This is a genomic window from Microbacterium sp. BR1, from assembly GCF_002812725.1.
Lineage (GTDB): Bacteria > Actinomycetota > Actinomycetes > Actinomycetales > Microbacteriaceae > Microbacterium.
On sequence record NZ_NMUN01000005.1, the window covers coordinates 80,321 to 102,181 of the forward strand.

The window sequence follows — 21,861 nt, forward strand, 5'->3', positions numbered from 1 at the left end:
CGCCATAGGATGAAGACATGACCGAGCAGGCAGCCGACATCGCCGCGCTCTCTTTCGAGCAGGCCCGCGACGAGCTGCAGCAGGTCGTCGCCCGGCTGGAGCAGGGCTCGGCGACGCTCGAAGAATCCCTGCGGCTCTGGGAGCGCGGAGAAGCGCTCGCCCGTCGGTGCGAGGACTGGCTGCTCGGCGCGAAACAGCGCCTGGATGCGGCATCCGCGTCCACCGACGCACCGGCGGCCGGGGGTGACGCGTAGTGTCCCCGCGTACGACACAGCGGGTGGTCGCCGAGCTGGGGCGCCCCGAGACCCCCGACGAGACAGCGGCCCGCAAGGCCGAGTCATCCCGCATCTACCGCTCCAGCCAGACGTTCCGCAATCTGATCGCCGCGATCATCGTCACGGTCGCGGTCGTCTTCATCGTGATCTTCGGCGTCCCGCGCGGCGAACTGCCCGAGCGCGAGGGCATCGACCCGGCCCCGATCGCTGCGCAGGCCGGCGAGAGTCTCGGGCGCACCGTCATCGTGCCCGCCGTGCCCTCGGACTGGCGGGTGAACGCGGCCGAGGTGTCATCGGACGGCGGTTCGTCGTCGTGGTCCATCGCGTACGTACCCGACGATGAGGGTTTCATCCGGTTCGCGCAGGCGTTCGACACCGACGAGGTCTGGGCGCGGAGTGCGCTGGCGGGCTCCGCACCGGCGGACACCCTCCAGATCGACGGCGTCGAGTGGGACGTCTTCGAGCCGGCCGACCCGAGCCGCACGGCGAACATCTCCTACGCACTCGGAACCCAAGCGGGTTCCGACTACGTGCTGCTCTACGGAGCCGCGACTCCCGAGCAGACCGCCGAACTGGCAGCGATCGTTGCCTCGGACGTGAAAGAACTCCAGGGAGCCACCCGATGAGCGATACCCCGACCCCCGCACGCGCCTGGGCCGAGATGCTGCGCGGCAACGCGCGCTTCGTCGCGGGCGAGCCCCGGCATCCGCGCCAGGATGTCGAACGCCGGCACCAGACCGCCGCGGCTCAGAAGCCACGCGCGGCGCTCTTCGGCTGCTCGGACTCGCGACTGGCTGCCGAGATCATCTTCGACAAGGGCCTCGGCGACCTGTTCGTCGTGCGGAACGCCGGCCAGGTCATCTCGGATTCCGTCGTCGGCAGCCTCGAGTACGCGGTCGCGGTGCTCGAGGTTCCCCTGATCATCGTTCTCGCGCACGACGAGTGCGGAGCCGTGCGCGCCGCGATCGACAGCACGGGCATCGATGCACCCGCCCTCCCCGCGCAGGTGTGGCGCCAGATCGCCCCGATCGTGCCCGCCGCACGCCGCGTTCTCTCGGCCGGAGCCGCCGAAGGCGTGACACCCGCGACGATCGACGCCGAGGCTGTGGGCCGCGAGCACCTGCGCGCCACCGTCACCGAGCTGTTGCGCACGTCCGAGCTGATCAGCGACGCCGTCGCCGAGGGCCGCCTGGCCATCGTGGGTGCGAACTATCGTCTTGCCGAGGGCACGGCCGTGCCCGACATCCTGCTGGGCGCCGCGATGGACGCGGACGCCTGAGACCCCGGAGGAACAACGAAGTGACTGACACCGCAGCTGGCATCGAGTACCGCATCGAGCACGACACCATGGGCGAGGTGCGGGTTCCCGCGGCCGCCCTGTACGGCGCGCAGACGCAGCGTGCGGTGGAGAACTTCCCCATCTCGGGCGACAGCCTCGACCCCGCGCAGCTGATCGCGCTCGCGCGTATCAAGAAGGCGGCGGCGCTCGCCAATAAGCAGCTCGGCACGCTCGACGCGGCGATCGCGGATGCGATCGCCGCCGCGGCGGATGAGGTCATCGGCGGCGGTGCCGCGGACCAGTTCCCGATCGACGTCTACCAGACCGGTAGCGGCACATCGACGAACATGAACATGAACGAGGTGCTCGCCACCCTCGCCAGCCGTTCGCTCGGCTCGGCCGTGCACCCGAACGATCACGTGAACGCCTCGCAGTCGTCCAACGACGTCTTCCCGACATCGGTGCACGTCGCCGTCACAGAGGAACTCCTGAACGATCTGATTCCGGCGCTCGACTACCTGGCCGTCGCGCTCGAGGCGAAGGCCGACCTCTGGAAGGGCGCGGTCAAGTCCGGCCGCACGCACCTGATGGATGCGACACCCGTCACGCTCGGTCAGGAGTTCGGCGGATACGCCCGCCAGATCCGCCTCGGCATCGAGCGCGTCCAGGCCGTCGTCCCGCACGTGGCCGAGGTGCCGCTCGGCGGCACCGCCGTGGGCACGGGCATCAACACCCCGGTCGGGTTCCCGCAGAAGGTGCTCGAGCTGCTCGTGAGCGAGACCGGTCTGCCCATCACCGAAGCGGTCGACCACTTCGAGGCACAGGCCAACCGTGACGCACTGGTCGAGGCATCCGGGGCGCTCCGCACGATCGCGGTGTCGCTGACGAAGATCACCAACGACCTGCGCTGGATGGGGTCGGGCCCCAACACCGGTCTCGGCGAACTGCACATCCCCGACCTGCAGCCGGGATCCTCGATCATGCCGGGCAAGGTCAACCCGGTGATCCCCGAGGCGACGCTCATGGTGTGCGCCCGGGTCATCGGCAACGATGCGACGATCGCCTGGGCGGGTGCCTCGGGTTCGTTCGAGCTCAACGTCGCGATCCCCGTCATGGGCACCGCGCTGCTCGAGTCGATCCGGCTCCTCGCGAACACGATGCGCGTGCTCGCCGACAAGACGATCGCCGGCCTCGAGGCCAACCTCGAGCGTGCCGCAGCGTTCGCCGGGATGTCGCCCTCGATCGTGACGCCGCTGAACAAGATCGTCGGATACGAGGCCGCGGCCAAGATCGCGAAGCACTCGGTCGCGAAGGGCATCACCGTTCGCGAGGCCGTCGTGGACCTCGGCTACGTCTCGCGTGGAGAGATCACCGAAGAGCAGCTCGACGAGAAGCTCGATCTGCTCTCGATGACCCACCCCGGATGAGAGCTCGCCTCCCCCTGCACATCGACGTGCCGCGGAGTCGGATAATAAGCGCATGACCCGCGAGCGACGGCCGATCCCGGCGAGGGCGTTGATCGTCGGCGCCATCCTCGCGGTCGCCGCACTCGGGCTCACGATCGTCGGCGGGGTGACGTTCCTCGCGCAGAGGGATCGCACCCTCACCGACATCGACGAACGTCTGATCTCGCAGATCGAAGCACTCGATCAGGTGGATGAGCTTCGTGTCGTCGTCGAAGGCGGTGCGGTGACGAGCGCGCAAGACACCCCCGATGAGTTCACCGACCTCGAGGCGTACCTGCGCGCGGCGGTGTTGCGCCTCATCCCGGGTCGCAACGAGGCGTCCATCGCGGTCATCGACGGCAGGATCGCCTTCCGGAGCGCGAACACCCTGAGCCAGCAGATCGCCGACGACCCGGACTTCGTCGCGGAGGCCGTTGCGACGGCACGACCGGCCGATCCCGCCGTGATCGCGAGCGCGCGGATCGGCTCGACCGACGTGCGCTACATCGCCGTCCCCGTCAACCTGCCCGGAGACGATCATTCCGGGGTCTACATCCGCGCCGTCGATGTCACGCGCGAACTCGAGCCGGTGACGCTTTCGCTCGTGACATACACGGCGGCCGCCCTCGCCACACTGGCCGCGATCGGGATCGTTGGATGGTTCGTCGCCGGACGCATCCTCTCCCCCATCCGTCGCATGCGCGAGACGGCAGACTCGATCACGCCGACGGACCTGCGAGCGCGCATTCCGGCGGACGGAAACGACGACATCTCGGATCTCAGCCGCACCGTCAACTCCATGCTCGACAGGCTCGAGGGGTCGATGGACAACCAGCGTCAGCTGCTCGACGACGTCCGGCACGAGCTGAAGACGCCGATCACGATCGTGCGCGGGCACCTCGAGATGATGGATGTCGAGAACCCGGCCGACGTCGCCAGCACCCGTGACATCGGGATCGCCGAGCTCGACCGGATGACGCGTCTCGTCGAAGACATCGACCTGCTCTCGTCCGCGGAGGGTGACCAGTTCGAGATCTCTCTGGTCGACGTGCGCGAGCTCACCGAGCGGATGGGCGACCTGGTGGGCGGTTTCCCCGGTCACAGCTGGAGTGTCGCGGCCATCGCGCGGGGCGTCATCGAGGGCGACTACGACCGTCTCTTGCAGGCGTGGCTTCAGCTCGCCGACAACGCCGCGAAGTACACCCCGCAGGGTTCGCCGATCGAAATCGGCAGCACCCTCGACATCGCGTCCGTGCACCTGTGGGTACGGGATCACGGCCCCGGCATTCCCCCAGCCGCTCGTCGCAGGATCTTTCATCGCTTCGCCCGTGCGGATCACCGTACAGTGGGGGGATCGGGACTGGGCCTCGCGATCGTCGATGCGATTGCGAAGGCACATCTGGGGACATGCGCCGTCACCGACACCGAAGGCGGCGGCGCGACTTTCACGATCACCCTGCCCATCACGCAGGGACGCAGCGAGACGCTGCCATCCCCCGTCCGGGCCGGGGACGTGGTGTTGCAGAGGGAGGCAACGGGGTGACGCACATTCTGATCGCGGAGGACGAACCGCGCATTTCCGCGTTCGTGAGCCGTGGACTCGAATCCGCCGGCTATACGACGACGATCGTCGAGAGCGGCGACTCCGCCCTCGAGTTCGCCCTGAGCGGCGATGTCGACCTCGTCCTGCTCGATGTCGGACTCCCCGGTATGGACGGCTTCGAGGTTCTCCGCCACCTGCGTGGGCAGGGGGCGAACGTGCCCGTCGTCATGCTGACGGCGCGGAGCAGCACCCGCGATACGGTTCAGGGTCTCGATGCGGGGGCCAACGACTACGTCGCGAAGCCCTTCAAGTTCGACGAACTTCTCGCCCGCGTCCGCTCCCGTCTGCGCGAGAACGTCAACACGGGCTCGATCGGCGTCGTCTACGGCGACATCAGCCTGGACCCGCTGACCCGCCGCGCTCGCGCCGCGGGCCGGGAGTTCGATCTGTCGGCTCGCGAGTTCGCCCTCGCCGAGCAGTTTCTGCGCCACCCCGGACAGGTTCTCAGCCGCGAGCAGCTCCTGAGCCGCGTGTGGGGCCTGGACTTCGATCCGGGTTCGAACGTTGTCGACGTGTACGTGCGATACCTGCGCAGCAAGTTCGGCGCGGAGCACATCGCGACCGTTCGCGGCGCCGGCTACCGCTGGGAGTAAGCCGCCGGGAGCATGCCCGGGGAAAGGTGAAGCCCCCGGCGCTTGGGGGGATGCACCGGGGGCTGAGGCGGGTTATCTGGGGGACTTACGCCTCGATCGTCAACCACGCCCGTCGGGATAGGGCTGGCTGGCATGTCGATCATCAGCCACAAACTGGGGGGATTTTTGGCGGATCATCGACCCGCTCTCGCGGGAGTATTCATTTCTCTCCCACAACTATGACCAGCGGGAATGTGAAGAGGCGAGGAAGGCGATGAGAATTCTCTCATGACGATGAATACATCCGCCCTCCCCGCCTCGTCGCGTTTACGCCAGTTCGCCGGCTTCCAGCAGGTCTGTCACGAGGGCGGCGATCTCGGAGCGCTCGGACCGCGATAGCGTGACGTGGCCGAACAACGAGTGCCCCTTGAGCGTCTCGATGACAGACGCGACGCCGTCGTGGCGGCCGACGCGCAGGTTGTCCCGCTGCCCGACATCGTGCGTGAGGACCACCCGCGAGTTCTGGCCCATGCGACTGAGGACGGTGAGCAGAACGTTGCGCTCGAGCGACTGCGCCTCGTCCACGATCACGAACGCATCGTGGAGCGACCGCCCGCGGATGTGGGTGAGAGGCATCACCTCGAGCAGGCCCCGCTCGACGACCTCTTCCAGGACGTTGCCCGATACGACCGACCCGAGGGTGTCGAAGACGGCCTGCCCCCAGGGGTTCATCTTCTCGGCCTGGTCGCCGGGAAGGTAGCCGAGCTCCTGGCCGCCGACGGCGAACAGCGGCCGGAACACGATGATCTTCTTCTGCTGCTGGCGTTCCAGTACCGATTCGAGTCCGGCGCAGAGGGCCAGCGCGGACTTGCCGGTACCGGCCCGGCCGCCGAGCGAGACGATGCCGACCTCGGGGTCCAGCAGCAGGTCGATCGCGATCCGCTGCTCGGCCGAGCGCCCGTGCAGACCGAACACTTCGCGATCGCCGCGGACGAGGCGGAACTCCGACGGGCCCGTCATGCGTCCGAGCGCCGATCCGCGTTCGGAGTGGATGATCAGGCCGGTGTTGATCGGCAGTCCGGTGACCGTGTCGTGGCTGCCGACCTCGCTCTCGTACAGGTCGCTCAGCTCGTCGCCGGAGAGATCGATCGCCGCGATCCCGGTCCATCCCGAGTCCACGGCCTGCTCGGCGAGGTACTCCTCGGCCTGGATGCCCAGCGACGCGGCCTTCACGCGCATGGGGAGGTCCTTCGAGACGACCGTGACGTGCTGGCCGTCCTGCGCGAGGTGCATCGCGATGGCGAGGATGCGACTGTCGTTGTCGGCGAGACGCATCCCCGAGGGCAGGACCGTCGGGTCGGTGTTGTTGAGCTCGACGCGCAACGTGCCGTCCGTGCCGACCGGGACGGGGAAGTCCAGGCGTCCGTGTTCGATACGGAGTTCATCGAGGTGACGGAGAGCCTGACGTGCGAAGTACCCGATCTCGGGGTCGTGCCGCTTACCCTCGAGCTCGGTGATGACGACGACGGGAATCACGACGTTGTGTTCGGCGAATCGGAAGTACGCCCGTGGATCCGACAGCAGCACGGACGTATCGAGCACGTAGGTGCGTAGAGCGGAATCCGACTCGATCGAGTCGGCACGCTCGAAGCTCGTGTCGTGTGTGATCGTCGCGCTGCTGGAAAGCGTGTCCTGCTGGCGTGCTGCCCCTGTGGTCACAACCTGCTCCCGACCCGGGTTCATACCCGGCATCCGCAAAGTCGACCACCGTGAGGTAGCGAGTCGCACTCTGGTGGCCGACTCGACCGGGCTACTTGCCCGATGAGATGAACGTACGACCGGGACTCGCCGGGTCGCGAATCGACACGCCTCGACGCAGGTTACGTCCGCGTTAATTCCGCGCGGCTACCAGGTGCGTGCGTGCGCGAAGTCGGCGAGCGCGTCACCGAGCATCACCATGCTGTCCGCCGCGGTGCCGACGTGCGGCGCGATGCGCACCGCACCGCTGCGCGTCGTGCAGGTGACGCCGTGGTTCGCGAGCGAGGCCGCGAGGGCCGCGACATCCTGCGCCGGCGGCGCGAGCGTGACGATTCCCGCACGGTGCACGGCTTCGCGGGGAGTCAGTGTCGGGATGTCGTAGCGTTCCGCGAGGAAGAGAACCTCACGGGTACGGGTCGCCATCGCCTCTTCGATCTGATCGACGCCGGTGTCGATGATCTCGCGCAGCGACGCCGACAGCCGTGCCGCGGCGATGTGGTCGGGCACGCTCACCGTGAACGCGTTCGCGCCGGCGGATGCGGGGGGCACCTCGTCGATCGGCAGCGCGACGTCCGTCCCCGTCGCACCCGAGAACACGGGCGTCAGCTCGGCGAGCGCCCGGTCGCTGAACCACGCGAAACCCGTGCCGCGTCCGGCGCGGAGCCATTTGTACCCGTTGCCGCAGACGACATCGGCGGCCTGGTAATCGGCACCAACGACGCCGAATCCCTGCACCGCATCGACGATCAGCAGTCGATCACCGATGACGTCGCGGATACCCGCGAGGTCGGCGCGATAGCCCGTGCGGAAGTCGACCAGGCTGACCGCGACCGCCGCCGTGGACGACGTGATGTTGTCGCGAACGACCTCGGGCGTGACATACCCGGCGGGCGGATCGATCCACTGCGGCTCGACGACGTGCAGTGCCTCGTGCGCGCGGGTGGCGGCGACGGTCAGGCTCGGGTATTCGGCGCGCGAGACGAGCAGCCCCCCGGTGACACCGAAGACCGCCTGCATGAGTCCGTGGGTCGTGGATGGCTGAAGCGTCACGTTCTCTTCGACGGCGCCGAGGAGTTCGGCCACGAGCGAGCGTGCGGATGCCGCGTGCTCCACCACGTTGTCGATGCTCGAGCGACGCCCCGTCGCGAGCAGTTCGAGGTCTGCGATGTTCTCTTGCCGAACCGTCGGCGAGAGCGGCCCGAACGACGCCCAGTCCAGATATCCCGGTTCGAGGTCGAACGACGCCGCGTAATCCTCGATGGTTGCCACCGACCCATTCTGCCATGCCCGGAGCGGGGCAGGTCAGCTACCGAATCTGCGCTCTCTCCGGGCGTAGTCGCGGATCGCGCGCAAGAAGTCGACCTCGCGCAGATCGGGGCCGAGCGCCTCGACGAAGTAGAACTCGCTGTGGGCGCTCTGCCAGAGGAGGAAGTCGCTGAGTCGCTGCTCTCCCGATGTGCGGATCACCAGGTCCGGATCGGGCTGCCCACCCGTGTACAGGTGCTCGCCGATCTGCTCGGGGGTGAGGCTGGCGGCCAGCTCTTCCAACGAGCCGCCGCTCTGATCGTGCTTCGCGATGATGCTGCGTACGGCATCCACGATCTCGCTTCGTCCGCCGTAACCCACCGCGAGATTCACGTGCATCCCGGTGTTGTCGCGCGTGCGCTCGCTCGCCTCGTGCAGAACGCGAGCGAGGTCCGGTGGCAGGTTTTCGGAGCGCCCCACATGCTGAACCCGCCAGTCGCGCTCGCGCGAGAGCTCATCCGCCAACTCGGCGATGATCTCGAGCAGGTCGGCGAGTTCACGGGACTCGCGCTTGGCGAGATTGTCGTGCGAGAGCAGGTAGAGCGACACGACCCGCACCCCGACGTCGTCGCACCAGGTGAGGAACTCACGCATCTTCGCGGCCCCGGCGCGATGACCGTGTGCCGCGGAATCGTATCCGAGCTGACGCGCCCAGCGACGGTTTCCATCGATCATCATCGCGACGTGGCGCGGGACGGGATCATCGCGCAGACTCCGGCGCAGGCGCCCGGTGTACAGACGGTAGAGCGGCCCGCGACCCTGGTTCGACCCACCCGTACTCACCCCCCTACGGTAACGCTTACGCTGGATGCGTGAACCGTCGCGCGCGTTCCCACACCCCCGAGGTCCCGTCCCTTCCGCTGATGGAGGCTGCCGCCGTCGACGCGCACGTCGACATCCGGCCGACGTGGCGCGGATGGATCCATGCGGCCACCTTCCCTGTTGCGATCGTGACCGGCATCGTCCTGATCGTGCTCGCGGACGGCACCGCGGCGAAGTGGGCGTCGGCGATCTTCATGGCGACCTCGTTGCTGCTCTTCGGCAACTCGGCGCTGTACCACCGCTTCGACTGGGGTCCCCGCACCCGGGCGGTCCTGAAGCGCATCGACCACGCGAACATCCTGCTGCTGATCGCCGGCACGTACACGCCGATCGCCGTGCTCGCGCTGCCCCGCGAGAAGGCGACGCTGCTGCTGTCTCTGGTGTGGGGCGGCGCGCTGCTCGGCATCCTGTTCCGTGTCTTCTGGATCGGCGCGCCGCGCTGGCTGTACGTCGCCCTCTACCTCGTGCTCGGCTGGGCCGCGATGATGTACATCGGCGACCTCTTCGCGGCGAACGCGATCATGATGACGCTGGTGCTCGTCGGCGGTCTGCTCTATACGGCAGGCGCGATCGTCTATGCCGTCAAACGACCCAATCCGTGGCCCGGGCACTTCGGGTTCCACGAGATCTTCCACGTCTGCACCGTGCTCGCGTTCCTGTGCCACTGGACCGCGGCGCTGATCATCGCGCTCGACCCGGTCTACGGCTGACGCGCCTCTCCGGCTGACGCGAACGTCCGCCGACGCGGACATCCGGGCGCCGACGGTCAGGCGCGCGGCGGGTTCGGGTCTGCGCGGTATCCGTCGTCGTCCGCGGCATCGACCACCTGGTCGTCGGTGTCCGAGGCCCGTACGGCCGCGTCCGCCTGCTGTTCGGCATCGAGTTCGGCATCGATCTCGGCGCGATAGCGGGTACGACGGATACGGCGTTGCATGTCCCATACCAGCGCAATGACCGCCACGACGAGAACGGCGACGATCGCGAAGCCGAGAAACCCGGGGGTGACGAGTTCGGGATCCGGTTCGACGACGGGTGTGGGCGTGGGCGTTGAAGTCGCGATCGAGGCGATCCACGAGAACGGGAGCATAGGGTCCTTCCGCACGGCGACCGATCCCGAGATGGCACGGGCGGCATCCTGCAACGCATAGCCTGGTATCACCAGCCTAACCAGTCCGTGCACACGTCGCCGAGCAGTCGAGAAGGGGCCAGACGATGACGATCCAAGCCCGTCTCGACGAGCGGTACGGTCGCGGCCGCGCGAGCCGTCGTCGCGTGTTCGCCTGGATCATCTTCGGCGTGATCGTCGCCGCCACAACGGGGGCGCTCGCATGGTCCACGGTGTCGACCGCGGCATCGGATGTCGACGTGGATGTCCTCGCGTTCTCGCTCGTCGACCAGCACACCGCCACGGTGTCGTTCCAGGTCACCGGCCACGCCGACCGCGAGGTCGCCTGCGCCATCGAGGCACTCGACGAGGACTTCGGGATCGTCGGGTGGAAGGTCGTGGTCTACCCCCCGAGCGGCGAGCAGACACGGGCGTATGACGTATCCGTTCCCACCGTGGGTCTCGCGACGACCGGTTTGGTGAACTCCTGCTGGCTCCCCTAGGCTGACCGGATCAAAGTGTGCGCCCTGGCTCGATGCCGGGGCGTTCGGCATATGGGCGACGAGACAACCCTGGCCCCTCACGACTCCCGCACGACACGAACCACAGAAGGAGAACGCCGTGTCTACTGACGCACCCGTGACCTTCCTCACGCAGGACGCCTACGACCGCCTCGCCGCAGAGCTCGAGACGCTCGCGACGGAGGGACGCGAAGAGATCGCCAAGCGCATCGAGGCCGCCCGCGAAGAGGGCGACCTGAAGGAGAACGGCGGATACCACGCCGCGAAAGACGAACAGGGACGCATCGAGGCGCGCATCCGGAACCTGCAGCAGCTCCTGAAGACGGCCGTCGTCGGCGATGCACCCACCTCGACCGGCAGGGTCGTGCCGGGGACCGTCGTGACCGCGAAGGTCGCCGGCCGCGAGCTGCGATTCCTGCTGGCCAACCGCGAGCTGGCGTCTGACTCCGCGCTGGATGTCTACAGCGAGGCGAGCCCGATCGGCGCCGCGATCCTGGGCAAGAGCGAGGGCGAGACCACGAGCTACGAGACCCCCAACGGCCGCGAGATGACGGTCGAGATCGTCAAGGTCGAGACCTACACGGGCCAGTAGAGCGCGCGAAACTTCAGCTAAGTCCTCTTTGCCCCCGCATTTCGAGACATAAGTGAAGTCTCGCGCGGTCGTGCGAGGTCAGTCGGGGACGACGACGGGGTGGAAGCCCGCATCCTTCAGCGTCTTCAGCGTCAGGGCCTTGTGCTCTTCGCCGCGCGTTTCGACGCTGATCTGCAGCACGACCTCGCTGATCTGCAAGCCCTGACCGTGGCGCGTGTGCAGCACCTCGATCACGTTGGCACCCGCCTCCGCGATCAGGTCGGACACGCGCGAGAGCTGCCCCGGACGGTCGGGCAGAGGAATCCGCATGCTCATGTAGCGACCGGATGCGGCGAGCCCGTGGGCGACGACGCGCTGGAGCAGCAGGGGGTCGATGTTGCCGCCCGACAGCACCGAGACGGTCGGCCCGTGCGCTTCGACCTTGCCCGCCAGGATCGCGGCCACGCCGACCGCGCCGGCCGGCTCGACGACGACCTTGGCCCGCTCGAGCAGCACGAGCATCGCACGCGCGATGTCGTCATCCGTGACCGTCACCACGTCATCGACGAGCTCTTGGATCATCGCGAACGGGATGTCTCCCGGGCGGCTGACCAGGATGCCGTCGGCGATCGTCGGCCGAGTCTCGACCTCGATCGGATGGCCGCGGCGCAGCGATTCAGGGTACGGTGCGGCGTTCTCGGCCTGCACGCCGATGACGCGCACGGTCCGGCCCGCGGCGGCGGCCTTCGCCTTGACTGCTCCGGCGACCCCGGCGATGAGGCCTCCCCCGCCGATCCCGAGCACGATGGTCTCGACATCGGGCATGTCCTGCGCGATCTCGAGACCGAGTGTGCCCTGCCCGACGATGATGTCGCGGTGGTTGAACGGGGGGATCAGCACGGCTCCCGTGCGCTCGGCGAACTCCGCCGCGAGGCGCAGCGGGGTATCGACGGTGGCCCCCTCGAGGATCACCTCTGCTCCGTAACCTCGTGTCGCCAGCAGCTTGGGCACGGGCACCCCGAGCGGCATGAAGATCGTGGCGGGGATGCCGAGTGCCTGGGCCGCGAGCGCGACGCCCTGAGCGTGGTTGCCTGCGGAGGCGGCGACGACACCGCGTGCGCGCTCCTCGGGAGTCAGGCGCGACAACCGGTAGGCGGCGCCGCGAATCTTGAAGGATCCGGTGCGCTGCAGGTTCTCGAGCTTGAGATGGACGGGCACTCCGAGCACTTCGGTGAGGTGTTGCGAGTACTCGAGAGGCGTGTGGCTCACCACATCTCGGAGCCCCTCCGCGGCGTCCTCGTATTCCGAGAGCAGCGGCATGGTCAGCCCACGCGGTTCGACGGCGGTCATCCCTGTGTTCCCTCGGGTCGAGTGCTGACGCCAGTGGCGGGTGGTGTTCTCTTCTTTCGTGGCACGGTGCTCCAGATCAGTTCGCCCGCGACCACGCCATCCGGTCTCTCCCACCCGCGCGATCCGATGTAGACGGCGAAGACGTTCACGAACGCGGCGAGCGGGACGGCGAAGAGCGCGCCGGGGATGCCACCGACCAGCGCACCACCCGCGACGACCAGGACGACACCGAGCGGGTGCACCTTGACGGCCGCACCCATCAGGATCGGCTGCAGCACGTGCCCCTCGAGCTGCTGCACGCCGAGCACGACGATCAGCATCAGAACGGCGATGAACGGACCGTTGTAGACCAGGGCCAGGAAGACCGCGACGGCGCCCGTGACGACGGCTCCGACGATCGGGATGAACGAGCCCAGGAACACCAGCACGGCCACGGGGATCGCGAGCGGCACCCCGAGCAGCGCCGCACCCAGACCGATACCGACGGCGTCGATGGATGCGACCAGGAGCTGGGTGCGGGCGTAGTTGACGACCGTCACCCATCCGGCTCGGGCTGCGCCGTCGACCGGCTTGCGGGCCGCACGGGGGAAGAGACGCAGCGTCCACTTCCAGATGCCGCCGCCGTCCGCGAGGGTGCAGAGCAGGATGAAGATCGTGAGCAGGGCGCCGACCACGACGTGTCCGACGGTGGATCCGACCGCGAGCGCCCCCGAGAGCAGCAGCTGCGCCTGCTCCTGAACGATGGTCCAGGCCTGGGCGAGCGCGTCATCGATCTGGCCCGACGTCAGGTGCAGCGGCCCATCGATGAGGTACTGGCGGAACTGCTCGACGGCCTGCACGGTGCGCTCCTGCACGCTCGCCCACTGCAGACTGATCTGCCAGACCACGAGCCAGATGAGCCCCGAGACGATCGCGAGAGTGCCGAGCACGGCGATGACGATCGCGAGCCACCGCGGCACGCCACGACGCAGCAACCACGTGAACGCCGGCCACAGCAGCGCGGTGACGAGGATGGCCACCAGCAGCGGGATGACGATGACTTTGAGCTGGATGACGAGCCAGATCACGATCGAGGCAGCGGCTGCGATGACGATCATGCGCCACGCATACGCGGCTGCCAGGCGCAGGCCGCGCGGCACGGAGGGCGTGAGATCGCTCGAGACCGTGCGCTCGCGAATGACGTCGACCAGCCTTCGACGCGGAGATTCGGGCGCTTCGTTCACCCAGCAAGTCTAGGAGTCCGAACGAGGCCCGCGTTATCACGCGGATTCGCCCGGCCATTCGGGTCGCCCTCGTGCGCGGTGTCGAGATCGCCACGGGGATGTCGGATGCCGCAGCTAGGCTGACGCCGATGAAACAGTCGCTGAGCGCGCGTGAAGCGCGGCGGATGGCGCTCGCCGCGCAAGGATTCGGGCGGCGCTCCCCCGCCGTCGCCGGCACGCGCCAGCTCAACGCGATGCTCGGGCGCATGCACACGCTGCAGATCGACTCGGTCAACGTCTACGCGCGCTCTCACTACATGCCGCTCTTCTCCCGCCTCGGGCCCTATGACACCGCGCTGCTCGATCGGCTCCTGTTCGCCCGGCGCTCGCCCTACGTGGAGTTCTGGGCACACGTCGCCGCGTTCATCCCGGCGAACGATTGGCAGCTCTTCCGGTTCCGCATGGACGACCATCGCGCACGCTTCACGGCGCCCGGCACGTGGTTCGCCGAGAACCTGGCGATCGTGGACTGGGTGCGTGCCGAACTCGGTGCGCGCGGCCCGCTCCGCCCCGCCGAGATCGAACACGACTCACGGCGCGGCGCGCGCGGGCCCTGGTGGGACTGGGACGGCGTCAAACGGGCCCTCGAATACCTGTGGCTGATCGGCGAGGTGGCCGTGGCCGGACGCCGCGGCTTCGAGCGTCGGTATGCGCTCGCGGCCGACGTCATCCCCGCGTCCGCCCTCGAACGCGAGATCGACCGGCCGCAGGCGATCCGAGAGCTCGTGGCGCGCGCGGCCTCCGCCTACGGCGTCGCAACGGAGTCCGACCTGGACGACTACTGGCGTCTGCGCGACCGCAAGGCCGTCAAGCGCGCGACGGCCGAACTGGTGGACGCGGGAGAACTCGTGCCCGTCACCGTCGAGGGCTGGGATCGCGGCGCCAAGCCGCTGCCCGCGTGGGCGCATCGCGATGCGGCGCTCCCCCGCCGCATCGATGCCGCGACCGTCCTGACACCCTTCGACCCGATGGTGTGGTTCCGCGATCGGGCCCAGCGCCTCTTCGGCTTCGACTACCGGATCGAGATCTACACACCCGCGCCGCGGCGCCGCTACGGCTACTACTCCCTGCCCGTGCTGCTCGATGACGAGCTCGTCGGGCGTGTCGATCTCAAGGCCGACAGGGCCGGGTCGAGCCTTCTCGTACAGTCCGCGTGGTGGGAGGAGGGCCCTCTCCGCCCTGACGCCCCCGCACGTGTCGCGGATGTCCTGCGGGATGCCGCGCGCTGGCAGGGGCTCGAGGGCATCTCGGTGGCGAGCTGGGGCGACGCGACCGACGCGGTGGCGGGGGCGCTCGGCGCACCCCGGCACGTCGCGGGGCCCGAGGCCGTCGCGCTCGCACCCGACGAACCGCAGCCGGTCGAGGCGATCGCATGAGCCCGCGACGACGTCCGGGGCGCGGTGCGGCCATCGTCATCGCCGCGGCCGCCGTCATCGCGCTCGCCGCGGCGATCGGTCTCGTCCTGTGGTTCACCACCCGGGGGGATTCGGCCGAGGCGGGTGCGCAGAGATACCTCGACGCGCTCGCCCGTGGTGATGCCGATGAGATCCGGACGACGGTCACCGCCGACGCGATGCCCGGCGACACGACCCTCGACGCCTTCGAGGCCGCGAGCAGCTACCTCGGGCAGCCCACGGTGACGAGTACCGAGACACTGGCGGATGGCACCGCGACGGTCTCTGCGACCTACTCGCTCGCGCGGGAGGCGCGCACCGTGACGTTCACCGTTCGACAGGAGGACGGACGCTGGCTGGCCGATGCGGATGCGCTCGGCGCTCTCGCGGCGACCACGTCGATCGGCGACGCGGTGAAAATCGGTGACGTGGTGCTCGAGACATCCGCGACTCTGGTCGCCCTTCCCGCCGTGTACGCCGTCACGGCAACCCCCGCGGGGATCCTGACCGGTGAGGCGGAGGCGGTCGTGGCGCCCGGCGAGACGACACAGGTCGCCGTGGCGGCATCGCTGACGCCCGACGCCGCCGCGCGGGCCCAACCCGCCGTGGACGCGTATCTGGAGGCGTGCACGGCATCGTCGCCCGAAACGCCCGCGCCGGCGAGCCCGGAGTCGTGCGGCATCAGCGTCCCCTGGGGTGCCGACCTGGCGAGCGCACAGGGCTTCGTGTTCCGGATCGAGACGCTGCCCACGGTCGCGCTCGACGCGACCGGCGGCTTCATCGCCAGCGGCGGCTCGTACGTCGTCACCGTCTCGGGCCCGAAACGTGATGGCACCCCCGGCGAGTTCACCTACCGTGACGATGCGTGGACGCTGCGTGGCGCCCTGGTCTTCACGGGCGGCGAGTTGATCCTCCGGGCCTGGTGAGCGGCCTAGAAGCTGCCACCCATCGTGTGGAGACGCTCGATCCGGTCCGGGATCGGCGGATGCGTCGAGAACAGCCGTGTCAGGGCGTTCGGGCGGAGCGGGTCGGCCAGCCACAGGTGCGCCATCGAGGTGTTCGCCTTCTTCAACGGCTGAGCGTGCGCCTGCAGCTTCGCCAGCGCCGAGGCGAGGCCATCGGGGTTTCGCGTCGTGAGCGCGGCCGTGGCATCCGCCAGGTACTCGCGCTGGCGCGAGATCGCGGCCTGCACGGCACCGGCGAGCAGCGGCGCGATGACCGCCGCGACGATGCCGAAGATCAGGAAGACGATCTGCGCCTGGCCGTTGCCGCCACGTCGCGCGCCCCCGAACAGCGTGAAGCGCAGGAACACGTCCGCGAGCAAGCCGATCGCGACGACGAGCCCGAACACGATCAGCGAGACCCGGATGTCGTAATTGCGGATGTGTCCGAGCTCGTGCGCGAGCACACCCTCGAGTTCTTGATCGTCCATGATGTCGAGAAGACCCGTTGTCACGGCGATCGCGGCACGCTCGGGAGTCCGACCCGTCGCGAACGCGTTGGGTGCCGCATCCTGCACGATGTGGACCTTCGGCATCGGGGTGCCCGTCGCGATGCACAGGTTCTCGACCATGTTCCAGAGGCGCGGGTTGTCTGCCTTCTGGATCTCGACCGCACCCGCCAGGGCGAGGGCCTCGCGATCGGCGACGAAGTACTGCAGCGTCGCGTACCCGACGGCACCGATCACGACGAACGCGGTGATCCACCAGTTGTTGGCGGCGAGCCATCCCGCCAACAGCCCGAGTCCGCCGATGATCAGGACGAACGCGATCATGATGAACCACGTGTTGCGCTTGTTGCGCGCGATCGCGGAATACACGGCTGAGCTGGACTCTCGTCAGACCGGGATGCGCGTCACGTCGGACAGTTCGCGTCAGAACTGAACGCGCGGCGGCTCGGAGATCGCCGCGCCGTTCTCGACCTCGAAGAACTCACGCTCGTGGAACCCGAGGTTCCGGGCGAACATATTGTTCGGAAAGACCTTGATCTTGGTGTTCAGCTCGCGCACGCCGCCGTTGTAGAACCGGCGGGATGCCTGGATCTTGTCTTCCGTGTCGACGATCGACTGCTGCAGCTGCAGGAAGTTCTGGCTCGCCTGCAGCTGAGGGTAGGCCTCGGCGACGGCGAACAGCGACTTCAGCGCCTGCTGCATGTGCCCCTCGGCGACGCCCGCATCGGCCGGGCCCTGCGCCTGCAGGGTCTCGGCGCGCGCACGCGTCACATTCTCGAAGACGGCCTTCTCATGCGCCGCGTACCCCTTGACCGTGTCGATCAGGTTGGGGAGCAGGTCGGCTCGACGCTTGAGCTGCACCGTGATGTCGCTCCACGCTTCGTCCACGCGCACGTTCAGCTGCACCAGCGAGTTGTAGGTCGCCCAGAGGTAGATGCCGACGATGGCGACCAGGGCGACGACGATCAGGACCGGAATGAGCCATTCCCACATGGGTGTCTCCATAAGCGAGGTAGTCAGACGCGAGTGTGTCGTTCGTGCCCCCATCCTACCGGCGCATCCCGCCGAACCCCTGGGAACTATTCGCCGAGCACCCGATTCAGGTACGCGTTCGTGAAGCGCCGGTCGGGGTCGAGGCTGTTGCGCAGCGCCACGAAGTCGCCGAATCGCGGGTATCTCTCGGCGAGGTCGGCGGCGCCGAGCGTGTGCATCTTGCCCCAGTGCGGGCGCCCGCCGTGCGCGAGCATGATCGGTTCGATCGCCGCGAAGTACTCGGTGGGGTCCTCGCGCCAGTAGCGGTGCACGGCGATGTATCCGCTCGCCCGTCCATGGGCCGTCGACATCCAGAGGTCGTCCGCCGCCGCGACGCGCACCTCGATCGGGAACGACACCCGCAGATCGGATGCGTCGATCGCGGCCTGGACGTCCCGGAACGCGGCCGCGAGGTTCTCGATCGGGACGGCGTACTCCATCTCACGGAACCGGACGGTGCGGTCCTGCGTGAACACGCGCGTCGAGGCATCCGTGTACTCGCGATCGCCCGTGAGCCGCGTCGCAAGGCGATTGATCCGGGGCGCGACCGCGGGTACGATCGATGCCGACCCGCACGTCACGCGGAAGAGACCGTTCGCGAGCAGTGTCTCATCGACCCAGCGCGCGGCACGGGGCAGGGGCGAGCGCGGCGCACTCTCGGGCAGGCGCGTATTCGTCTTCGTCAGGGCGACATCGGTGTGCGGAAACCAGTAGAACTCGAAGTGATCGGATGCTTCGGCCCGCTCATCCAGCGCCGCCACGACGTCATCGACCGGCTCGGGACGCTCGACGGCGTGCAACACGAAGGCCGGAACGCACTGCAGCGTGACGTCGACCAGGATGCCGAGGGCACCGAGACCGAGCGCGACGGCGGGCAACAGCTCGGGATTCTCGTCGTCGCTCACGGTGAGCAGGTCACCCGTTCCCGTCACGAGGGTCGCGCCGACGATCTGCGTCGAGATGCCCCCGAAGCGCAATCCCGTGCCGTGCGTGCCGGTCGAGGTCGCGCCCGCGATGGACTGGCGATCGATGTCGCCGAGGTTCGCCATCGCGAGGCCGTACGGGGCGAGCAGGCGCGGCATCTGGTGCAGCCGTGTTCCGGCGAGCACGCGCACGCGCGAGCGCTCGCGGTCGACATCGACGACGCCGCTCAGGTCATCGAGGTCGAGCAGAACGCCGGGCGCGACGGCGATCCCCGTGAAGCTGTGGCCGGCGCCGACGGCCTTGATCCGCAACCCGCGAGCGATCGCGGCCTGCACCGAGCGCACGACGGCCGCCGTGTCGGCCGGGCGCTCGACGCGTTGGGGACGAACCGACGCGGTCCGGCCCCAGTTGCGCCAGGTGCCACCCATCCGGGTCACAGGAACGTTCGCCCTTCGCCGCGGTAGGTCGGCAGCGCCCGCACGATCGCGTCGCCGTCCACCAGCTGGACCTCGGCGATGCGCTCGAGCTGCTCGCCGCTCTTCGACGGGCGCAGCCACGCACGATCGCCCACGGCGAGCAGCCTCGCGCTCTCGCCCTGGAGCGGGGTCTGCACCTCGCCCGAGCCCTCGCGGTCGAGGGTGCGCAGGCCCGGGGGCCAGACCGGAAGCGGCTGGCGCGAGGCGAGCGCGGGGCCCGAGGCGACCCATCCGCCACCGAGGATCGTGGCGATGTCGGGGGTCGGGCGCCGTACGACGTCGTACGCGAAGGCGAGCGCGGGTGCCGGGGCGAAGGCACGGTAGCGGTCGAAGAGGTGCCCGGCGAGAAGACCGCTCCCCGCCGTGACCTCGGTCACCGCGGTGTCGGCGGCGGTGAGCTCGAGCGATCCCGTTCCGCCGCCGTTCACGAACTCCAGGGGTGCGATGCTGTGCAACGCCGCGACGATGCCGCCGCGGCGTTCGCGCAACTCGGCGATCGATCGGCCCTGCATCCAGCGGATCATCGCGTCGCCGCGCCCGTCGTGGTCGGGCTGCCCGGCGATCTGCGCCTCGTACATCATCAGCCCGACCAGGGCGAAGCCCGGGCGTGCGGTAACCGCGCGCCCGAAATCCCGCACCTCGGCGACCGTGTGCAGGGGCGAGCGACGCACACCGATGTGCCCCAGCGCGGGTGCCCGCCACGAGGCATCCGCGTCGATCGCGATCCGGATCGTCGGGCGCGAACCGGGCGCGGCAACAGCGTCGACGAGGTCGAGCTGCGCGAGGTCGTCCACCATCAGCGTCACCCGGGCCGCGAGCTGCTCGTCGGCCGCGAGCCGGGCCAGACTCGCGCGGTCCACGGTCGGGTATCCCATCACGACGTCGTCGTGTGTCTCGGCGAGCCACAGCGCCTCGGCGAGCGTGAATGCGAGGATGCCCCGGTAGCCCGGGAGGCGCAGCACCGCATCGATGACCTCGCGCACGCGCACGGACTTGCTCGCGACCCGGATCGGGGCGCCCCCGGCCCGCACGAGCATGTCGAGCGCGTTGTAGCGGAGTGCTCCGAGGTCGAGCGCAGCCACCGGCGCCGGGAGGTGTGCCGTGGCCGCGGTGAGGCGGGGCCAGTAGGCCGCGGGTGTCATCCAGGGCGTTGGATCGCCGACCGAGTCGGACGTCGTTGGTGCGGTCAGATCGAGCACGCCCCCAGCCTAGGCCCGCGCTCGGCCCGACCGAACGGCACCGCGACGGGTACCCCCGGTGGGATTCGAACCCACACTCGAGCGATTTTAAGTCGCCTGCCTCTGCCGGTTGGGCTACGGGGGCGTGACCTCGCGGCCTCTGTGCGTACCGCGATCCCCTCCAGTATCGCCGACGGTTCCCGTGCCCGCGGAGCCCGAGGCATCCATCCCCTGCGTCTCGCGCGCCGTCTTCGCCCAGGACCGCCGCCCGGACAGCTGCCGGAAGAGCCCCACGGCCAGTACCGGGAAGACGATCCACGAGTACGCCGTGTACGGGATGACCAGGACGAGCGCCACGAACGGCGAGTACCAGCGGCCGCCGCGGAGCGCGAGCGTCGCCACCCCCGGACCGAACGACAGCGTCATGAAGAAGATCAGGATCCACCAGTGCGAGGGCCGATAGGGCACCCCGCTCAGGAACGCGAACACGACCGACACGACGAGCGCGAACCCGGTCAGCAGTTGCAGGGCTGGAGTGAGCAGGTAGTAGACGCTGTCGACACGCGCCAGGAACGGTACGCGGAGGCGCGGCGTGCCGCGGAGGAGCCCGAGCGCCTGCCAGCTGCCCTGCGCCCAGCGCACGCGCTGGCGGTACAGGCGGCGGAGCGAATTGAGCCCCTGCTGGTCGATCGCGACGGAGTTGTCCTGCACACCGGCCCACCCGGCCTGGATGAGGCGAACGCCGAGGTCCTGGTCCTCGGTCAGTCGATCGCGCCATGGACCGGGGCCAGCATCGATGCTCGCGAGGGCGGACAGGCGGTTGAACTGACCGTTGCCGCCCATGTTCGCCGTGCCCCACCACGCACGCCCCGCTTGGAAGACGAGCCCGAAGGACGAGAACTCCACGTCCTGCGCCCAGGTGAGCCATCCGCGCCGGTTGTAGATGCGAACGAGGGATTGCACTCCCCCGATCCCGCCATCGTGAAAATGTCGTGCCGCCGAGCGCGGTGCTTCGGGATCGAGCCGCCCGTCGGCGTCGACGACGACGACGATCACGTGGTCCTCGTCCCACTTGGCGAGCGCGGGATCCTCGCGCAGCGCCGAGCGGACGTGTGCGTAGGCGGCGTTGAGGGCTGCGGCTTTGCCCTCGCGGGCGTGCGGGGCCGTGCGGGTCAGGACGTTGAGGCGCGGGTCGTCGATCCCGGCGAGGATCTCGCCGGTGCGATCCTCCGACCCGTCGTCGATGACGAGGAACATCGCGTGCGTGGCGGCGACCTGACGCAGACGCGCGACGCTGTCGGCGATCGTCACTTCTTCGTTGAGCGCGGGAACGAGGAACACCCACAAGAAGTTCTGTTCGACGGCCCCGCCGGGGTCTCGTCGCACGTCACCGCGAACACGGTTGCGAAAGCGGCTCGCCAGGACGAGCAGCGAGACGACCGACACGAGTGACGAGACGGTGATCGCCAGAACCGCCCAGAACAACACCTGCACCCAGATCGGCAGGCCCTCGAAGATGTCAAGCATCGCGCGCAGACA

At 68.8% G+C, this 21,861-nt stretch carries 22 protein-coding genes and 1 tRNA gene; 11 read left to right on the forward strand and 12 right to left on the reverse strand.

Annotation, left to right across the window (positions count from 1 at the left end):
- Nucleotides 1-17 precede the first annotated feature (17 nt).
- Genes CGU35_RS10140 through CGU35_RS10165 form a run of 6 tightly spaced genes read left to right on the forward strand, consistent with a single transcriptional unit; the run spans nucleotide 18 to nucleotide 5,195 of the window.
- The gene (locus CGU35_RS10140) at nucleotides 18-254 is read left to right on the forward strand and encodes an exodeoxyribonuclease VII small subunit (RefSeq protein WP_100811461.1); all 237 of its coding nucleotides are present in this window, start codon (nucleotides 18-20) and stop codon (nucleotides 252-254) included.
- Entirely contained in the window at nucleotides 254-901 is a 648-nt protein-coding gene (locus tag CGU35_RS10145; RefSeq protein WP_100811462.1) for a DUF4245 family protein, read from the forward strand. The genes CGU35_RS10140 and CGU35_RS10145 overlap by 1 nt, the downstream gene beginning before the upstream one ends.
- Nucleotides 898-1,554 carry a carbonic anhydrase gene (locus CGU35_RS10150; RefSeq protein ID WP_100811463.1) on the forward strand — a complete coding sequence of 219 codons (657 nt, stop codon included), beginning with the start codon at nucleotides 898-900 and terminating at the stop codon, nucleotides 1,552-1,554. Before CGU35_RS10145 ends, CGU35_RS10150 begins: the two co-directional genes overlap by 4 nt.
- A gap of 20 nt (nucleotides 1,555-1,574) precedes the next feature.
- Nucleotides 1,575-2,981 (forward strand): class II fumarate hydratase, encoded by a 1,407-nt coding sequence (locus CGU35_RS10155; RefSeq protein WP_100811464.1) that lies wholly within the window; start codon nucleotides 1,575-1,577, stop codon nucleotides 2,979-2,981.
- Nucleotides 2,982-3,033: 52 nt separating this feature from the next.
- On the forward strand, nucleotides 3,034-4,542 hold the full coding sequence (locus tag CGU35_RS10160; protein ID WP_100811465.1) for a sensor histidine kinase: 1,509 nt from the start codon (nucleotides 3,034-3,036) through the stop codon (nucleotides 4,540-4,542).
- Complete coding sequence (locus CGU35_RS10165; protein ID WP_100811466.1) at nucleotides 4,539-5,195, forward strand: response regulator transcription factor; 657 nt, start codon at nucleotides 4,539-4,541, stop codon at nucleotides 5,193-5,195. The genes CGU35_RS10160 and CGU35_RS10165 overlap by 4 nt, the downstream gene beginning before the upstream one ends.
- A 306-nt stretch (nucleotides 5,196-5,501) precedes the next feature.
- Here CGU35_RS10165 and CGU35_RS10170 read toward each other — a convergent pair whose 3' ends face one another.
- The 3 genes from CGU35_RS10170 to CGU35_RS10180 form a co-directional block, all read right to left on the reverse strand.
- Entirely contained in the window at nucleotides 5,502-6,926 is a 1,425-nt protein-coding gene (locus CGU35_RS10170) for a PhoH family protein (protein ID WP_232711257.1), read from the reverse strand.
- 153 nt (nucleotides 6,927-7,079) lie between these two features.
- Nucleotides 7,080-8,201: an aminotransferase class V-fold PLP-dependent enzyme gene (locus CGU35_RS10175; protein WP_100811467.1), complete on the reverse strand. Its 1,122-nt coding sequence runs from the start codon at nucleotides 8,199-8,201 to the stop codon at nucleotides 7,080-7,082.
- Between the two features lie 33 nt (nucleotides 8,202-8,234).
- Nucleotides 8,235-9,020, reverse strand: coding sequence for an isoprenyl transferase (locus CGU35_RS10180; RefSeq protein WP_100811468.1), 786 nt, complete (start codon nucleotides 9,018-9,020; stop codon nucleotides 8,235-8,237).
- 80 nt (nucleotides 9,021-9,100) lie between these two features.
- On the opposite strand from CGU35_RS10180, the gene trhA reads away from it, so the two are divergent.
- Complete coding sequence (trhA, locus tag CGU35_RS10185; protein ID WP_100811666.1) at nucleotides 9,101-9,769, forward strand: PAQR family membrane homeostasis protein TrhA; 669 nt, start codon at nucleotides 9,101-9,103, stop codon at nucleotides 9,767-9,769.
- A gap of 56 nt (nucleotides 9,770-9,825) precedes the next feature.
- Here the strand turns inward: trhA and CGU35_RS10190 are convergent, their stop codons facing one another.
- Entirely contained in the window at nucleotides 9,826-10,146 is a 321-nt protein-coding gene (locus CGU35_RS10190) for a hypothetical protein (protein ID WP_100811667.1), read from the reverse strand.
- Nucleotides 10,147-10,271: 125 nt separating this feature from the next.
- Here CGU35_RS10190 and CGU35_RS10195 point away from each other — a divergent pair, with 125 nt between their 5' ends.
- On the forward strand, nucleotides 10,272-10,667 hold the full coding sequence (locus CGU35_RS10195) for a DUF4307 domain-containing protein (protein ID WP_100811469.1): 396 nt from the start codon (nucleotides 10,272-10,274) through the stop codon (nucleotides 10,665-10,667).
- Nucleotides 10,668-10,785: 118 nt separating this feature from the next.
- A complete protein-coding gene (greA, locus tag CGU35_RS10200; protein ID WP_100811470.1) occupies nucleotides 10,786-11,277 on the forward strand; it encodes a transcription elongation factor GreA in 492 nt (163 codons plus the stop codon).
- Nucleotides 11,278-11,355: 78 nt separating this feature from the next.
- Here the strand turns inward: greA and ilvA are convergent, their stop codons facing one another.
- Nucleotides 11,356-12,606 carry a threonine ammonia-lyase gene (ilvA, locus tag CGU35_RS10205; RefSeq protein ID WP_100811471.1) on the reverse strand — a complete coding sequence of 417 codons (1,251 nt, stop codon included), beginning with the start codon at nucleotides 12,604-12,606 and terminating at the stop codon, nucleotides 11,356-11,358.
- A complete protein-coding gene (locus tag CGU35_RS10210; RefSeq protein ID WP_100811472.1) occupies nucleotides 12,603-13,829 on the reverse strand; it encodes an AI-2E family transporter in 1,227 nt (408 codons plus the stop codon). Before CGU35_RS10210 ends, ilvA begins: the two co-directional genes overlap by 4 nt.
- Before the next feature lie 128 nt (nucleotides 13,830-13,957).
- On the opposite strand from CGU35_RS10210, the gene CGU35_RS10215 reads away from it, so the two are divergent.
- Nucleotides 13,958-15,244: a winged helix-turn-helix domain-containing protein gene (locus tag CGU35_RS10215; RefSeq protein WP_100811668.1), complete on the forward strand. Its 1,287-nt coding sequence runs from the start codon at nucleotides 13,958-13,960 to the stop codon at nucleotides 15,242-15,244.
- A complete protein-coding gene (locus tag CGU35_RS10220) occupies nucleotides 15,241-16,188 on the forward strand; it encodes a nuclear transport factor 2 family protein (RefSeq protein ID WP_100811473.1) in 948 nt (315 codons plus the stop codon). The genes CGU35_RS10215 and CGU35_RS10220 overlap by 4 nt, the downstream gene beginning before the upstream one ends.
- A gap of 5 nt (nucleotides 16,189-16,193) precedes the next feature.
- Here CGU35_RS10220 and CGU35_RS10225 read toward each other — a convergent pair whose 3' ends face one another.
- The 6 genes from CGU35_RS10225 to CGU35_RS10250 all read right to left on the reverse strand — a co-directional run bounded on the left by CGU35_RS10225 (nucleotide 16,194) and on the right by CGU35_RS10250 (nucleotide 21,849).
- On the reverse strand, nucleotides 16,194-17,081 hold the full coding sequence (locus CGU35_RS10225) for a M48 family metalloprotease (RefSeq protein WP_100811474.1): 888 nt from the start codon (nucleotides 17,079-17,081) through the stop codon (nucleotides 16,194-16,196).
- Nucleotides 17,082-17,135: 54 nt separating this feature from the next.
- Nucleotides 17,136-17,705: a LemA family protein gene (locus CGU35_RS10230; protein WP_100811475.1), complete on the reverse strand. Its 570-nt coding sequence runs from the start codon at nucleotides 17,703-17,705 to the stop codon at nucleotides 17,136-17,138.
- Between the two features lie 86 nt (nucleotides 17,706-17,791).
- Nucleotides 17,792-19,105: a D-arabinono-1,4-lactone oxidase gene (locus tag CGU35_RS10235; RefSeq protein ID WP_100811476.1), complete on the reverse strand. Its 1,314-nt coding sequence runs from the start codon at nucleotides 19,103-19,105 to the stop codon at nucleotides 17,792-17,794.
- Nucleotides 19,102-20,286: an alanine racemase gene (locus CGU35_RS10240; protein WP_100811669.1), complete on the reverse strand. Its 1,185-nt coding sequence runs from the start codon at nucleotides 20,284-20,286 to the stop codon at nucleotides 19,102-19,104. Before CGU35_RS10240 ends, CGU35_RS10235 begins: the two co-directional genes overlap by 4 nt.
- Before the next feature lie 107 nt (nucleotides 20,287-20,393).
- Nucleotides 20,394-20,467, reverse strand: a tRNA-Leu gene (locus tag CGU35_RS10245).
- Nucleotides 20,458-21,849 (reverse strand): glycosyltransferase family 2 protein, encoded by a 1,392-nt coding sequence (locus tag CGU35_RS10250; RefSeq protein ID WP_100811477.1) that lies wholly within the window; start codon nucleotides 21,847-21,849, stop codon nucleotides 20,458-20,460. Before CGU35_RS10250 ends, CGU35_RS10245 begins: the two co-directional genes overlap by 10 nt.
- Nucleotides 21,850-21,861: the final 12 nt, after the last annotated feature.

Coding starts and splice junctions, on each gene's coding strand:
- CGU35_RS10140 (WP_100811461.1), top strand. CDS start 18: ATGACCGAGCAGGCAGCCGACATCGCCGCGCTCTCTTTCGAGCAGGCC.
- CGU35_RS10150 (WP_100811463.1), top strand. CDS start 898: ATGAGCGATACCCCGACCCCCGCACGCGCCTGGGCCGAGATGCTGCGC.
- CGU35_RS10160 (WP_100811465.1), top strand. CDS start 3,034: ATGACCCGCGAGCGACGGCCGATCCCGGCGAGGGCGTTGATCGTCGGC.
- CGU35_RS10170 (WP_232711257.1), bottom strand. CDS start 6,926: ATGCCGGGTATGAACCCGGGTCGGGAGCAGGTTGTGACCACAGGGGCA.
- trhA (WP_100811666.1), top strand. CDS start 9,101: ATGGAGGCTGCCGCCGTCGACGCGCACGTCGACATCCGGCCGACGTGG.
- CGU35_RS10190 (WP_100811667.1), bottom strand. CDS start 10,146: ATGCTCCCGTTCTCGTGGATCGCCTCGATCGCGACTTCAACGCCCACG.
- CGU35_RS10195 (WP_100811469.1), top strand. CDS start 10,272: ATGACGATCCAAGCCCGTCTCGACGAGCGGTACGGTCGCGGCCGCGCG.
- ilvA (WP_100811471.1), bottom strand. CDS start 12,606: ATGACCGCCGTCGAACCGCGTGGGCTGACCATGCCGCTGCTCTCGGAA.
- CGU35_RS10215 (WP_100811668.1), top strand. CDS start 13,958: ATGAAACAGTCGCTGAGCGCGCGTGAAGCGCGGCGGATGGCGCTCGCC.
- CGU35_RS10220 (WP_100811473.1), top strand. CDS start 15,241: ATGAGCCCGCGACGACGTCCGGGGCGCGGTGCGGCCATCGTCATCGCC.
- CGU35_RS10230 (WP_100811475.1), bottom strand. CDS start 17,705: ATGTGGGAATGGCTCATTCCGGTCCTGATCGTCGTCGCCCTGGTCGCC.
- CGU35_RS10240 (WP_100811669.1), bottom strand. CDS start 20,286: ATGACACCCGCGGCCTACTGGCCCCGCCTCACCGCGGCCACGGCACAC.
- CGU35_RS10250 (WP_100811477.1), bottom strand. CDS start 21,849: ATGCTTGACATCTTCGAGGGCCTGCCGATCTGGGTGCAGGTGTTGTTC.